The 12,172-nt window shown below is 65.7% G+C and carries 15 protein-coding genes; 4 read left to right on the top strand and 11 right to left on the bottom strand.

Annotated elements, in window-relative coordinates; genetic code table 11:
• Positions 1–13 precede the first annotated feature (13 nt).
• Positions 14–988, top strand: coding sequence for a tripartite tricarboxylate transporter substrate binding protein (locus CLU85_RS15910; RefSeq protein ID WP_100411111.1), 975 nt, complete (start codon positions 14–16; stop codon positions 986–988).
• 8 nt (positions 989–996) lie between these two features.
• Here the strand turns inward: CLU85_RS15910 and CLU85_RS15905 are convergent, their stop codons facing one another.
• The 3 genes from CLU85_RS15905 to CLU85_RS15895 all read right to left on the bottom strand — a co-directional run bounded on the left by CLU85_RS15905 (position 997) and on the right by CLU85_RS15895 (position 2,828).
• Positions 997–1,398 carry a hypothetical protein gene (locus CLU85_RS15905; protein ID WP_100411110.1) on the bottom strand — a complete coding sequence of 134 codons (402 nt, stop codon included), beginning with the start codon at positions 1,396–1,398 and terminating at the stop codon, positions 997–999.
• A 6-nt stretch (positions 1,399–1,404) separates the two neighbouring features.
• A complete protein-coding gene (locus tag CLU85_RS15900) occupies positions 1,405–2,340 on the bottom strand; it encodes an IclR family transcriptional regulator (RefSeq protein ID WP_369858232.1) in 936 nt (311 codons plus the stop codon).
• A gap of 77 nt (positions 2,341–2,417) precedes the next feature.
• A complete protein-coding gene (locus CLU85_RS15895) occupies positions 2,418–2,828 on the bottom strand; it encodes a PaaI family thioesterase (protein ID WP_100411109.1) in 411 nt (136 codons plus the stop codon).
• A 142-nt stretch (positions 2,829–2,970) separates the two neighbouring features.
• On the opposite strand from CLU85_RS15895, the gene CLU85_RS15890 reads away from it, so the two are divergent.
• Entirely contained in the window at positions 2,971–3,357 is a 387-nt protein-coding gene (locus CLU85_RS15890; protein WP_157803980.1) for a hypothetical protein, read from the top strand.
• 194 nt (positions 3,358–3,551) lie between these two features.
• Here CLU85_RS15890 and CLU85_RS15885 read toward each other — a convergent pair whose 3' ends face one another.
• Together CLU85_RS15885 and CLU85_RS15880 are read right to left on the bottom strand one after the other, a co-directional pair.
• Positions 3,552–4,088 carry a pseudouridine synthase gene (locus CLU85_RS15885; RefSeq protein WP_100411107.1) on the bottom strand — a complete coding sequence of 179 codons (537 nt, stop codon included), beginning with the start codon at positions 4,086–4,088 and terminating at the stop codon, positions 3,552–3,554.
• Between the two features lie 94 nt (positions 4,089–4,182).
• Positions 4,183–5,109, bottom strand: a complete 927-nt coding sequence (locus CLU85_RS15880; protein ID WP_100411106.1) for a M23 family metallopeptidase — start codon at positions 5,107–5,109, stop codon at positions 4,183–4,185.
• Between the two features lie 147 nt (positions 5,110–5,256).
• Between CLU85_RS15880 and CLU85_RS15875 the strand changes: the two genes are divergently transcribed.
• Positions 5,257–6,561, top strand: a complete 1,305-nt coding sequence (locus tag CLU85_RS15875) for a phosphatidylserine/phosphatidylglycerophosphate/cardiolipin synthase family protein (RefSeq protein ID WP_198509206.1) — start codon at positions 5,257–5,259, stop codon at positions 6,559–6,561.
• 215 nt (positions 6,562–6,776) lie between these two features.
• Here the strand turns inward: CLU85_RS15875 and CLU85_RS15870 are convergent, their stop codons facing one another.
• On the bottom strand, positions 6,777–7,025 hold the full coding sequence (locus CLU85_RS15870; RefSeq protein ID WP_100411105.1) for a hypothetical protein: 249 nt from the start codon (positions 7,023–7,025) through the stop codon (positions 6,777–6,779).
• Between the two features lie 419 nt (positions 7,026–7,444).
• Here CLU85_RS15870 and CLU85_RS15865 point away from each other — a divergent pair, with 419 nt between their 5' ends.
• A complete protein-coding gene (locus CLU85_RS15865) occupies positions 7,445–8,227 on the top strand; it encodes a transporter substrate-binding domain-containing protein (RefSeq protein WP_100411104.1) in 783 nt (260 codons plus the stop codon).
• A 128-nt stretch (positions 8,228–8,355) separates the two neighbouring features.
• Here the strand turns inward: CLU85_RS15865 and CLU85_RS15860 are convergent, their stop codons facing one another.
• From CLU85_RS15860 to CLU85_RS15840, 5 genes are all read right to left on the bottom strand, one after another.
• Complete coding sequence (locus tag CLU85_RS15860) at positions 8,356–8,829, bottom strand: SRPBCC family protein (protein ID WP_100411103.1); 474 nt, start codon at positions 8,827–8,829, stop codon at positions 8,356–8,358.
• A 172-nt stretch (positions 8,830–9,001) separates the two neighbouring features.
• A complete protein-coding gene (locus CLU85_RS15855) occupies positions 9,002–9,319 on the bottom strand; it encodes a DUF2322 family protein (RefSeq protein ID WP_100411102.1) in 318 nt (105 codons plus the stop codon).
• A gap of 121 nt (positions 9,320–9,440) precedes the next feature.
• Complete coding sequence (locus CLU85_RS15850; protein ID WP_369858231.1) at positions 9,441–9,794, bottom strand: hypothetical protein; 354 nt, start codon at positions 9,792–9,794, stop codon at positions 9,441–9,443.
• A 116-nt stretch (positions 9,795–9,910) separates the two neighbouring features.
• A complete protein-coding gene (locus CLU85_RS15845; protein WP_100411101.1) occupies positions 9,911–10,894 on the bottom strand; it encodes an FHA domain-containing protein in 984 nt (327 codons plus the stop codon).
• Positions 10,891–12,162 (bottom strand): serine protease, encoded by a 1,272-nt coding sequence (locus CLU85_RS15840; RefSeq protein ID WP_232727841.1) that lies wholly within the window; start codon positions 12,160–12,162, stop codon positions 10,891–10,893. The genes CLU85_RS15845 and CLU85_RS15840 overlap by 4 nt, the downstream gene beginning before the upstream one ends.
• Between the last annotated feature and the right edge of the window lie 10 nt (positions 12,163–12,172).

The following is a 12,172-nucleotide window of genomic DNA, read 5'->3' as shown; positions in this document are numbered from 1 at the left end:
TAAGGAGACAAGCATGCGAACCATCGCTGCCACTATCACGACTGCTGCCAGTTTGCTATTTTTGACCGTGCCTGCGTCCCATGCGCAGGCGTCCGCCTATCCCAACAAGCCCATCCGCATCATCGTGGCCTACGCCGCCGGGCAGGGCACCGACGTGGCCACCCGGCTTCTGGGCGAGCAACTCTCCCGGGAGCTGGGGCAACCCATCGTGGTGGAAAACAAGGCCGGCGCGGGCGGCATCCTGGGGACCGAACTGGCGGCGCAGGCCGCAGGCGACGGCTACACACTGACCATGGGCACCAATGCCACCCATGTGCTCAACCAGTTCCTCTATGCCAAGATGCCCTTCGATCCCGAGAAGGATTTCGAGCCCATTGCCATGGTGGGGACCTTTCCGATGGTGCTTGCGACAGGCGCCAGCACACCGTACCGCACGGTGGGCGATGTGCTGGACACCGTCAAGCGCACGCCTGGTTCGGCCGACATTGCGATGCCCAGCACCTCGGCGCGCCTGGTGGTCGAATTCCTCAAAGATCGCTCAGGCGCCCCGCTTTTTGGCATTCCGTACAAGGGTTCAGGCAGTGCGATGACCGATGTGCTGGGCGGTCAGCTGTCCGTGACCATCGACACCCCGCTGGCGCTGCGCCCGCACCTGGCGGCCGGCAAGCTGCGCGCCCTGGGCGTCACCTCGGCCATCGCCAGCCCCCTCGTCCCCGGCGTGAAGCCGGTGGCCGAGCAGGGCTATGCTGGTTTCGAGTTCGTCGCCTGGAATGCGCTCTACGCCCCCAAGGGCACGCCTGCGGAGATCACCCGGGTGCTCAATGCTGCCGTCAACAAGGTGCTGGCCAAACCGGACGTGCGCCAGCGGCTGCTGGACCTGGGGTTTGAACCAGCGGGGGGGAGTGCTGCGTACCTGGGTGTCTTTGCCAGGAAGGAGCGGGAGCGCTGGGCGCCGATCATCAAGACGGCGGGGATCCGCGCGGACTGAGCGCCGCGTCAATCGCCAGCAGGAAAAGTGCCTGGGAAGAGATTCCCAGGCACTTCGATTTTGGCGGGCACATAGCGCAGTTGTGCTCGCATCAGGGGGGCGGCGCCGGTCTGGCCGCGTTCTTCGCTCCAGGCCTCGACGGCGACACACGCCTCCTGGGTGTTGCAAGACAGCAGACGGCCCGTGAACGTGACGCATTGGCCCAGCCGGGGCCGGGCCAGCAGCACCACATCAGACAGGCCCACCAAGGCCACCGGCGCTGTGAAATGCTGGCCGGGCAACACGGCACCCGCCAGGTCCATCTGGGCCAGCAGCCAGCCTGTGGGCACCTGCCCGCTGGCGTCGATGTGCGCGGGCATGGTCATGGTCTTGAGCAGGGTCTGGGCCACTGCGGTGCTGGAGGTCGACATGATGTTTCAGCTCCCTCCCAGCAGGCGTGACAGTTCGGCGGCCTCGCGCTGCATGACCTGCGCCATCTGCTGCACCACGGCAGCCCCCATCTGGCTGCTGAGCCCGACCACCACCAGCGTGTGCACCAGCCGCCCCCCCGGCGCAAACACCGGCATGGCAACGACGGTGATGCCGGCCATGAAGTTGTCGCGGTCCAGGCTCCAGCCCCGGGATCGGGTCAGCTCGACCTCTTTTTTCCAGGTGGTGAATGTGGGGGCCTTGTCCCACACCACGTGGGCAAATTTCTCTTTCAGCGCAGGCCAGGTTTCTCCGCTGTAGGCGGCAATCAGCCGCCCTGTGGCGCTGACCAGTGTCTCGAACTGGCTGCCGACGTCGGTGTGCACGCGAAACGGCTGGCTGGAGCGCGAGAGCGCCAGCACCACCACCGTCTGGCGCGCGGTGATCTCCACGCCCATGGCGGTTGCGCCAAACTGCGCGGCCAGGCGGTCCAGCGCTGGCTGCACCAGTTGCGTGAAGCCGCCGCCCTCCAGCACACTGCGCGCCAGGCTGATCATTCCGGTGCCCAGGGCATACCGTTTGGTGGCGGGGTCGAGCGTGACCAGGTCCTCAGCCACCAGCACCCGCAGGATATGCAGGCAGGTGCTGGGCACCAGGTGCAGCGCCTCGGCCACGGCTTTCAGCGTGAGCGGCTGTTTGTGTTCACCCAGCAGCCGCAAGATGGCGATGGAGCGCGTCACGGCGGGCACTGGCCTGACGCGCACGCCTTTGGCGGGCTTGGAGTCGGCAGGGAGCGAGACGGACTTGGAGCGGGTGGCCATGTTGGAGTTTTTGAGCTTCAAACTGGCGAGGGTAAACCCATTTGTAGCCGCATCGGCCGCGGCCGGGGGCGGCAGTCGGTCTCCGAACAGGGCCATCAGGCTGTGGTGGGCAGGAATGTCCAACGCGCGCTCCTTGTCGGGGTACCAAATAATTGCAGCCGCAGCAGGGCTGCAGGGGAGATGTCAGTGGCCCGGCGCCTTCATCTCAGGGCTTTCATGAGGGCATGGGCCGTCAGCACCAGGCTGTGGCCCGTGCGTAGCTCGCCGCGCATGAAGACCAGGCTGCCGGTGCGCTCGATCACGGTGGCCCGCGCCTCGACAAACTGACCGGGCCGCACGGGGCTCACAAAGTGCGAGTCCATCTGGAGCGTGACGCAGGGAATGCGTTCGCAGGCTTCCCACGCCACTGCGCTCAGGGCATGGTCCATCAGGGTCATCAATGCCCCGCCATGGGTGGCCCCCGCAGGGTTCAGGTGCTGTGGCCCCACCGCTATGCCGTAGGCCCAGCCCTGTTCCTCTCGCTGCGCCCACAAGGGGCCCGCATGCTGAATGAAACCGCTCAGGCTGCGCGCCTTCCAGCCTGGACCGGGGGGTGAGGGGGTGTCGAGCATGGGGTACTCCTGACGCCTGGATGTGTGGCAGGCCATTGGAAATAAATTGTACTTTTAAAATTATTTTGTATTAGTACAATTTTGATGAGTGGCAATGCTCTTCCATCTGCCCGTGCAAGTCAGCCGGTGGCGCCAAAGATATGTGACTGAACCAGGTGGCCGAAGGGCTGATTCGCCGCCACTGCTGCTGCCCCGCCAGGCGTTGATCGGCAAATCCGGCTTGCGCGAGCGCCTGGCCGTGCTGCCGTGGTGCACCCTCATCAGCACCGAGCTGCACAAGGGCTTCAGCCCCTGGTTGTGGCCCATGGAAACGGCCGGGTTCACGCGCCAGGCCGTGAAGCCCCGGCGGCCCACGCGGTTGGCACAGCTTGGCGCCATGTGGTTACGCTGCGACTTTGTGGCAGGCGCGCACCGCACGGGCTATGCCTATGGTTTCACCATCGTCCATCGGGCAAACCTGCGGGGCATTCCGCTCACGGCATGGCCGCATCTACAGGCCTGGACTGCGGCATGGCGGGCCTGGGGCTGAGGCGCGATATGCCGCGTGTATTGCGCTGGCGTGCTGTGCTGTGCTGTGCTGTGCTGTGCTGTGCTGGGCGATCGGGCCTCGGTGCTACAGGCAGTGGGTGCGGACGATGCCGGCGGGCTGCGTGCGGTTTTCGCGGGCGCGCGGCTCGGTGCTGTCGCTCCGCATGGATGCGGCTGCGGCGCAGTTGTTCCGACTCAATCGGCCCAGGTGCCCGGCGCCAGCCCATCCAGCGTGTAGGGCCCGATGGCTGCGCGGATCAGCCGCAGCGTGGGGTAGCCCACGGCGGCTGTCATGCGGCGCACCTGGCGGTTGCGGCCCTCGCGGATGACGAGTTCGATCCACGCGGTGGGGATGGCCTTGCGTTCGCGGATGGGTGGGTTGCGTGGCCAGACGTTGGGGGCCGGGTCCAGCAGTCGCGCGCGGGCGGGCAGGGTGGGGCCGTCGTTCAGCACCACGCCGCTGCACAGCGTGGCGAGTGCAGCGGCATCCGGGATGCCCTCCACCTGCACCCAGTAGGTTTTTTCCATCTTGAAGCGCGGGTCGGCAATGCGGGCCTGCAACGGGCCGTCGTTGGTGAGCAGCAGCAGCCCTTCGCTGTCGGCGTCCAGGCGCCCGGCCACGTACACGCCGGGCAGGTCGATGTAGTCCTTGAGGCCCTGCCACTTGCCCTCGGCCGTGAACTGGCTCAGCACGCCGTAGGGTTTGTTGAAGCGGATGAGGCGCGAGGTCATGCGGTGGCCAAGGGGGATGGTTTGGATAAAAAATGCCTGTAGCGCTTGATGTATAAGCGGTAAAAGCTATAAAAATAGTAGCAAACAGGGTCTGTCAGGCCGGGATGAAAAGTGCTGGGTCCACCATGGTGCGGTTGAGCATCACGCCCCAGTGCAGGTGCGGGCCGGTCACGCGGCCGGTGGCGCCCACTTGGCAGAATGCGTCGCCTGCTTTGACCACGTCGCCCACGCGCACGTCCATGCCGCTGAGGTGGCAGTACATCGTCAGCAAGCCCTGGCCATGGTCCAGCCACACCGTGCCGCCATTGAAGAAGTAGTCGCCCACGTCAATCACGCGGCCCGGCAACGGCGCCACGATGGGGGTGCCCGTGGGCGCGGCAATGTCCATGCCGCTGTGCGGATTGCGCGGCTGGCCGTTGAACACGCGCCGCAGCCCGAACGAGCTGGAGCGGCGCCCCGGCACCGGCACCCGCATGCGCAGCGATGCCAGCGCCACGCCTGCGGGCTGATCGCTGAAGGTGGCCATCACCACGGCCTGGTGATCGCGCTCGCGCTCGTAGCGGGCCTGGTCCTCGGGCGAGAGGTCTACCGTGCGCGGCGACACCTTCAGGTGCTGCTCCTTGTATTGCTTGTGCGCCACGGTGTAGGGCACCAGGCGCGGGCTGCCGCCGCCTTCGGCCAACACGGTGATGAACGCATCGCCGGGCGCAGCGGCCAGCGGTATGCCCACGATGGCTGTCCATTCGATGGCATCGCCCACCACCCGCAGCGGTACATCCGTATCGCCCAGACGCACCTGTGCTGCGGGCCGTGTGGCCGCCGGGCCCAGCGACAGACGTGCCACGCCGCCTGGCACCTGCAGCGCCTGGGGCCACACCGTGGGTGTGTGTGGCAAGGGCTTGGCGTGCAGTGGCGCCAGCAGGGCGGGCTGAGCGAGCAGGCCTGCCGTGCCGATCAAGGCGCTGCGGCGGGTGATGTGGATGGCGGGGCGAACGAGAGCAGAGCGGGCAGATTCAGACACGGCAGGGCAACGGTAAAAAGCGCAGAGGGGTGTGTGGGGCCAGCGCGTTGCAACGCGCGTGTACGGCTGGCACCCCGCGATTGTGCCGCCCGGCGTTGGCGGCATCGGCCTACAGCGCTCCAGCAGACCGCCACCTACCATCGCGCCATGCCCAAAGCAGCCCACCGCCGCCGCTCCACCCTGCTCACTGTTTTGCTCACGGCCCTGGCCACGGGGGCGCTTGTCTTGTTGGCACTCAACTTCACGGCGGGCGAAAAGAAGGTGCAGCAGCCACTGCCGCGCCTGTACAGCACCGCCCACCCGCAGTTCGAGCGTGCCCTGGGCAGCCTGCTGGGCCCGGGCATCGTGGGCGGCAACGCGGTGACCGAGCTGCTCAACGGCGACCAGATCTTTCCGCCCATGCTGGCCGCCATCCAGGCCGCACAAAAGAGCGTCACCTTCGAAACCTACATCTACTGGTCGGGCGACATCGGCAAGCAGTTTGCTGACGCCTTGAGCGAGCGTGCCCGCGCCGGTGTGCCGGTGCATGTGCTGCTCGACTGGGTGGGCAGCGCCAAGATGGAAGAGAGCTACCTGGCCGAGATGAAGGCTGCCGGGGTGCAAATCGAGAAATTCCACAAACCCCACTGGTACAACCTGGCCCGCCTGAACAACCGCACCCACCGCAAGCTGCTGGTGGTGGACGGGCAGGTGGGCTTTACTGGAGGCGTGGGCATTGCGCCCGCATGGACGGGCCATGCGCAAGACCCCGACCACTGGCGCGACTCGCACTACCTGGTGCGCGGCCCCGTGGTGGCGCAGATGCAGGCCACGTTCTTGGACAACTGGCTCAAGGTCACCGGCGAGGTGCTGCATGGCGAGGCATACTTTCCGGCCATCGCACAAGATCCACCCGTGGGCACGCAGAAGGCGCAGATGTTCTCCAGCTCGCCATCGAGTGGCAGCGAGAGCATGCAGCTCATGGTCCACCTGGCCATCACGGCGGCCGAGCGCAGCCTGGACTTGTCGGTGGCGTATTTCGTGCCCGATGAACTTACGCTCAAGCTGTTGATGGATGCCCTCCAGCGCGGCGTGCGTGTGCGCCTGGTCACTCCTGGCGGGCACACCGACACCGAAACCGTGAAGGCCGCATCGCGCGCCACCTGGGGTCCGCTGCTGCAGGCGGGCGCCGAGATTTATGAATACGGGCCCACCATGTACCACTGCAAGGTCATGATCGTGGACCAGTTGCTGGTGTCGGTGGGCTCCACCAATTTCGACAACCGCTCGTTCCGCCTGAACGACGAGGCCAACCTGAACGTGTACGACGCAGCGTTTGCGCAGCGGCAGACGCTGGTGTTTGAAGGCGACATAAAGCGCTCGCGCCGCGTGACTTTCGAGGCCTGGCGGGACCGTCCCTTGCGCGAGAAGGCGCACGAGAAGCTGACGGGCTGGTTGCGCTCTCAGCTTTAAGCCAAATGGGCTTCTAGGGACCCTCTGCACGAATCAGCGTGCCGTGTGCATCTGCGGCACCGGGCGGTCTGCCGTGTTGCAAATACTCGCAATAGCTACGGCTATTGCTGCGTTTTGCGCCTTGCTGCCCATCCCGATCCGCAGCGCACCCTTACCACTTGATTCGTGCAGAGGATCCCTAGCGCTTGTCCAGTAAGCGCTAGAAGCTATCAAAATCAGTGCGTTACAAACTCGAACGTCACGGCTTCGCTCTCCACCATGTCCAGGATGTCGTCGAGCAGGTCTTCGTCTTCGGTGCTGGCCCACATGTCTTCGGGGTCGGCGGCAAACAGGGGCTCGATGGCGATGTCCATGTACTTGCCGTCGGGCAGCTTGATGACGGGCGTGCCTTCAGACGTGTCCGCCAGCTCCCAGTCGTCGGGCACAGTCATTTCGAGTTGGATGGTGACGTTGAGTTTTTTCATGGCGAGTCCTTGGTTGCTAAGCCGGGCAGGGTAACCCAGTTTTGAGAGAAATTGGCGTGTAGCGCATATTGGATAAGCGCAAAGCGCTATAAAAAATAGAGCGTTCAAGGCTGTCTGTGCCAAGGCGCCAGGGCCCTGGCGTGGTGCAGGCCCCATGGCATGCCACTTGCGTTGGTTCTGCGTGCTGTTGCCCCACGCCTGCAGCCGCTGGCCAATGGGCACAGCCGAACATGCCGCTCGCACAACAACCGCCGCTGCGTTGCCACCCTGGGCAAGCCCCGATGGTGTGACGGTGGGCCTGTTGTAACGTGGGCGCCCACGCTTGTGTCCACCCGCCGCGCAGGGCCGTGGTGCCTTGACCGGGCCGTATGTGTTGCCAAATTGGCCAAGCCGCCCACCACCCTCTGGAGAACCTTGAAATGATCGTTAAAAAGACCTTTGCCCTGGCCGCAGCCGCCGTGCTGACCAGCTTCGCCTTCAGCCAGGCCGCGCAGGCGGGGCCCCGGCTCGACAAGATCATGGAGGCCAAGGTCATCCGCGTGGGCACGCCCGGTGACTACCGCCCGTTTGCCATCAAGACCGACGCAGGCTACAGCGGCCACGACATCGATGTGATCGAAACCATGGCCAAGGAGCTGGGCGTGAAGATCGAATACGTGCCCACCACCTGGCCCAACCTGGTCAAAGACCTGCAGGGCGACAAGTTTGATGTGGCGGTGGGCGGCATCACCCGCAACGTCAACCGCATGCGCATTTTTGACATGCTGCCCGGCTACGCTCCCTTTGGCAAAGTGGCCCTGGTGCGCGCGGCTGACAAGGCCAAGTACACCAGCGTGGACGCGATGAACCAGCCCACGGTGCGTGTCATCAAGAACCCCGGCGGCACCAACGAGACCTATGTGCTGGCCAACCTCAAGGCCGCCCAGGTCAGCACCCACGACAAGAACGCCGAGATCCCCGCGCTGATCGCCGAGGGCAAGGGCGACGTGATGATCACCGAGACGTATGAGGCCCTGCACTACGCCAAGGCCGACCCCCGCCTGGCGGCTGCGTTTGTCGACGCACCCCTCACGCCCAAGAACACCCTGGGCTTCATGGTGCCGACCGACGACGCCGACTATGTGCGCGTGATGGGCTTTGTGTGGGGCCTGGTGGACAGCCGGGGCACCATCAAGCAAGCCGCTGACAAGTGGTTGAAGTGATGGGCCTTTTCAGCCAGTGATGGTGGGCAGGCTTGCGGCAGGCAGCCGCTGTTCGGTTTGAACAATCACCGTTCGGGTTGAGCTTGTCGACGCCAAGGCGTCAAGCCGATGACCCGGCCTGCGTTGCATCAACCCGGGATCTCCGGCTCTACCAGCAGTGCCAGCAACTGCAGCGACTCCTGCCAGCCGAGGTAACACATCTCGGTGGGAATCACGGCCGGAATGCCCGCCTGCACGATAGACACCTCGGTGCCCACCATCACCTTCCTGAAAGTGATGGTGGTGCGCATCTCACCGGGCAGGTGGGGGTCGTCAAACCGGTCGGTGTGCACGATGCGCTCGCCGGGCACCAGCTCTACATAGTCGCCGCCAAACGCATGCGTGCCGCCACTGCTCAGGTTGGTGAACTGCATGCGGTAGCTGCCACCCACGCGCGCGTCGATGCTCAGTACCCGGCCGGTAAACCCATGCGGTGGCAGCCATTTGCACAGGGCATCGGCGTCCAGAAAGGCGCGGTAGATGCGCTCGGCCGGGGCGCGCAGCACGCGGTGCAGGGTCACGGTGCCTGTGCTGGTGGCTGCGGAGGTGGAGGTGGTCGTCATGCGGTGTCTCCTGGGGGTGGAAATCAGGGGGGTGAATGACAGCGTGGGCCACGAAGCCATCTTGGTCAATGGCCGCAATCACTCACGCGTTCACACCCCTACGACGAACAGGCCTGCGCGTTTTCGACAACCGGCCGTTGCCCGCACCCATTTTTTGAAAGGTGGTGCCGCCTCAGGCCGCCACCGTGCGCACCGCAAAGCTCTCGCCGCCCTGCGCCCAGGCCAGCAGCCGGTCGATGTTGGGGTGTTTGCCGGGGAACGCACGCGCATCTGCCACATGCTCTGCATACCACTCCAGCCCCAGGCTGGCGGCTGCGGGTGTGATGCTGCCACCGTACAAGGCAGCCAGCGCGGCATACACCACCAGCGACCCCGTCTGGCCGGGCTTGTTCTCGATGGTGGCCAGCACCTGGCCGTCCGCGCCCAGCAGTTGCAGTGTGGCGAGGTGGGTGGTGGCGGGGAGTTGCTTCAGGCGGTCTGCAAAGTTCATGGTGGTGTGTAGGATGGTTTGGGTGAAATTGGCCGGTGGCGCTTGATGGATAAGCGCTAAATGCTATAAAAAAATGAGTAATAAAGGGTCGTGAGCCTCAGGAAGGGCAGGGGCAATGGCATCACGCCTGCCACACCCCAAACCCCGCCGAGCGCAGGTCGATGCCGATCTCGATCTCCCGGTCCACGGCGTCTTCGTAGCTCATGGGGTTGAAACCCTCGTACAAGTCGGGCAGCAGGTGCAGGCCGTACTGCGTCACAAACCGGTTGGCCTGGATGCCCGCCTTGTGTTTGTCAAACCGCACGTCGGGGTCTAGGCCCGTCATGCCCACGTACACACAGGGCTTGCCGTCGACGTAGTTCGGATTGCACCGGCGAAAGCGCGGCTCTAGCAGCACGTCTTTGGAGAGCTCGACCACATAGACGTGGTGGTGGAGCTTGTGACGGCGCAGGGGGCGTGTGGGTTTGCGTTCCATCATTCAACACCGTTCGGGCTGAGCCTGTCCAAGCCAGGGCGCCCTCGGTGAAAGCCCTTCGACAAGCGCAAGGCAAACGGGTTCAACGGTGTCTTGAATGCCGAGAACATCCCAAGTTACTCGTCTTCGTCCGCCTGGCCGTCATCGCGCAGGCGGCGGTCCAGCTTGCCGCGCAGCGATTCGGTGTCTTGCAGAAACTGCTCCACCGGCACGGCGGGGGCCACGCGCAGGCCGGGGGGGAACAGGCCGCTCATGTACAGCTCGTTCGTCAGTCGCATGCGGTTGAGCCACTGCGCCCCCAGCCATGACGGCACGCCCAGGGCCACCACCGCTGCCACCGCCCAGGCCAGGCCCACGCGGCGGCGCGGCAGCACGGCCACCAGATGGGCGTACAGCGCACCCGCCAGCACCAGCACGACCAGCACGGGGGCAAACCGCGACAGGGCCTCCAGCGAGAAGGCGAAGGCCGTCAGGTAGCTCGCCAGCTGCACGGCATCGGCCACCAGGTAGGCGGCGCAGGCAATGCGCACATGGCGCCAGAACTGCAATTGGCCGGCAAACACCTTGTTGGCCCCCGACCACAGGCCTGACCATGCGGCCAGCACCGCCAACGTGGTCAACAGCACCACCGGCAGCGACTTTAGGTATTGCGCCGTGTCGCGGGCCTCCAGCCACGACGACGCCAGCGCGGCCACCACCACCAAAGCCATCAGCGCCGCCGAGGTGCCCACCGTGCGCCAGGGAAACTGCGGCAGCGCCTGTTCTTGTGCGATGGGCGTGTCGGCCAGGCGCAGTGTGATGTGGGTGTGGCCCAGGTCAATGGGCGTGCCGTCCGGCCAGTCAAAGCGCTCGCCCTGGGCATGGTGTTTGCGCTGCAGGCGTGCGCCGTTGCGGGTTTCAACCACATCGACCTGCACCGTGCGGGCGCCATCGGGAGCGCGGTCGATGCGCAGGTGTGTGGGCGCCACAAACGGGTCGTCCAGCACCAGGTCGCAGTCCAGGGCCCGGCCCACCGTCACCGGCCAGCGGGTGATGGGCGAGCGTGCCAGCAAGGCGCCGTGGCGGTCAAAGGCTTCGATCAGTCCGAGGGTCGGCATCATGGTGCGGCCTCCCAGCGAAACGCCTTGAGGTAGTGGCTGGCCAGCTTCATGCCATTGTCAAACGCGATACCTTGCACATCCAGGCGGCCCAGCACGCCTTGCGTGGGCTGGTTGACCGAGGTCACCAGCACGGTCATGTTGTACAGGCCGGTCAGCTTGCGGTAGGCCGACAGGCACACCACTGCGCGCAGCGCCAGGCTGCCGGGGTCCACATAACGTTCGCTGCACTCGGCCGCCGTCTGGTGGCGGTTGCCGCGTGTGGGCAGGCGCTCGTTGGCAAAACTTTGTGAGAACACCCGGGCGAACCGCGCAGCGCCCAGGGTGGGGGCGTTGTAGGCCTCGTAGGCCATGCGCACCGTGCCGGTGTTGAAGTCACCAGCCACCACATCGCTGTCGGCCTGGCACTGCGTGCGCTCCAGGTTCAGGCCCGGAAAAGCCGGGTCGCGCCCCGAGCCCCAGCACCGCGCCAGCGCATCGTCGGGCACCGGCACGCGGTAGTTGCCGTGGCGCTGCGCGCGAAACGGCGCCTTCAAGAATCGCTCGGTCAGCAGTTGCTGGTGCTCCATCAGCTGCCGCGTCATCTCGGCATGCGCCGCCTGGGTGATGGGCTGGGCACTGGCTGCGCGCTGCACCAGCGCCTGCGCAAACTCGGCCGGAATCAAGAAGCTGACCTGCTCGCCATCGAGCCGCTTGGCCACGTTCACACCCAGCACCCGGCCCGTGTCGTCCACCGCCGGGCCCCCGCTCATGCCAGGGTTGAGCGCGCCGCCAAAGAAGATGCGGGGGTAAAAGCTGCGCTTGACCAGCCCGTTGTAGGTGCCCTCGGTCACGGCAAAGCCGATGTCCAGCGGGTTGCCCAGCGAGTAGATGCGCTCGCCCTGCGCCAGGGCCTCGGTGGCGGGCCGAAAGCCCAGCACCGGCGCTGCGGCCGTGCGCCCCTTGGCCCGCAGCACGGCCAGGTCGCGCTGCACGTCAAACGCCAGCAGCTCGACTTCGCCCTCTTGCCCTTCCATCGTCACGTACACGCCCCGGTAGCGTTCGGGCTCCAGCGCCAGCTGGCTGGCCACATGAAAGTTGGTGACGATCAGCCCATCGGCCGACACAAAAAAGCCTGAACCAATCGACGCCTGCGTGTTGGCATTGCGCAGCAGCGTGCGGATCTGCACCAGCTTGTCGCGCGACAGCTCGTAAATGCGCCGCGCATCGCGCGACAGCAACGCGGCATCTGCCGCAGCGGGCGCGGGTGCAGCGGCCACCGGTGGCTGCATCGCACCGCTC

It is taken from the genome of Acidovorax sp. 69 (assembly GCF_002797445.1).
Lineage (GTDB): Bacteria > Pseudomonadota > Gammaproteobacteria > Burkholderiales > Burkholderiaceae_C > Acidovorax.
This window is presented reverse-complemented; position numbering and strand designations above follow the sequence as displayed.

Coding starts and splice junctions, on each gene's coding strand:
- CLU85_RS15860 (WP_100411103.1), bottom strand. CDS start 8,829: ATGACGACCACCTCCACCTCCGCAGCCACCAGCACAGGCACCGTGACC.
- CLU85_RS15885 (WP_100411107.1), bottom strand. CDS start 4,088: ATGACCTCGCGCCTCATCCGCTTCAACAAACCCTACGGCGTGCTGAGC.
- CLU85_RS15855 (WP_100411102.1), bottom strand. CDS start 9,319: ATGAACTTTGCAGACCGCCTGAAGCAACTCCCCGCCACCACCCACCTC.
- CLU85_RS15910 (WP_100411111.1), top strand. CDS start 14: ATGCGAACCATCGCTGCCACTATCACGACTGCTGCCAGTTTGCTATTT.
- CLU85_RS15905 (WP_100411110.1), bottom strand. CDS start 1,398: ATGTCGACCTCCAGCACCGCAGTGGCCCAGACCCTGCTCAAGACCATG.
- CLU85_RS15840 (WP_232727841.1), bottom strand. CDS start 12,162: ATGCAGCCACCGGTGGCCGCTGCACCCGCGCCCGCTGCGGCAGATGCC.
- CLU85_RS15845 (WP_100411101.1), bottom strand. CDS start 10,894: ATGATGCCGACCCTCGGACTGATCGAAGCCTTTGACCGCCACGGCGCC.
- CLU85_RS15865 (WP_100411104.1), top strand. CDS start 7,445: ATGATCGTTAAAAAGACCTTTGCCCTGGCCGCAGCCGCCGTGCTGACC.
- CLU85_RS15850 (WP_369858231.1), bottom strand. CDS start 9,794: ATGGAACGCAAACCCACACGCCCCCTGCGCCGTCACAAGCTCCACCAC.
- CLU85_RS15875 (WP_198509206.1), top strand. CDS start 5,257: ATGCCCAAAGCAGCCCACCGCCGCCGCTCCACCCTGCTCACTGTTTTG.
- CLU85_RS15895 (WP_100411109.1), bottom strand. CDS start 2,828: ATGCTCGACACCCCCTCACCCCCCGGTCCAGGCTGGAAGGCGCGCAGC.
- CLU85_RS15870 (WP_100411105.1), bottom strand. CDS start 7,025: ATGAAAAAACTCAACGTCACCATCCAACTCGAAATGACTGTGCCCGAC.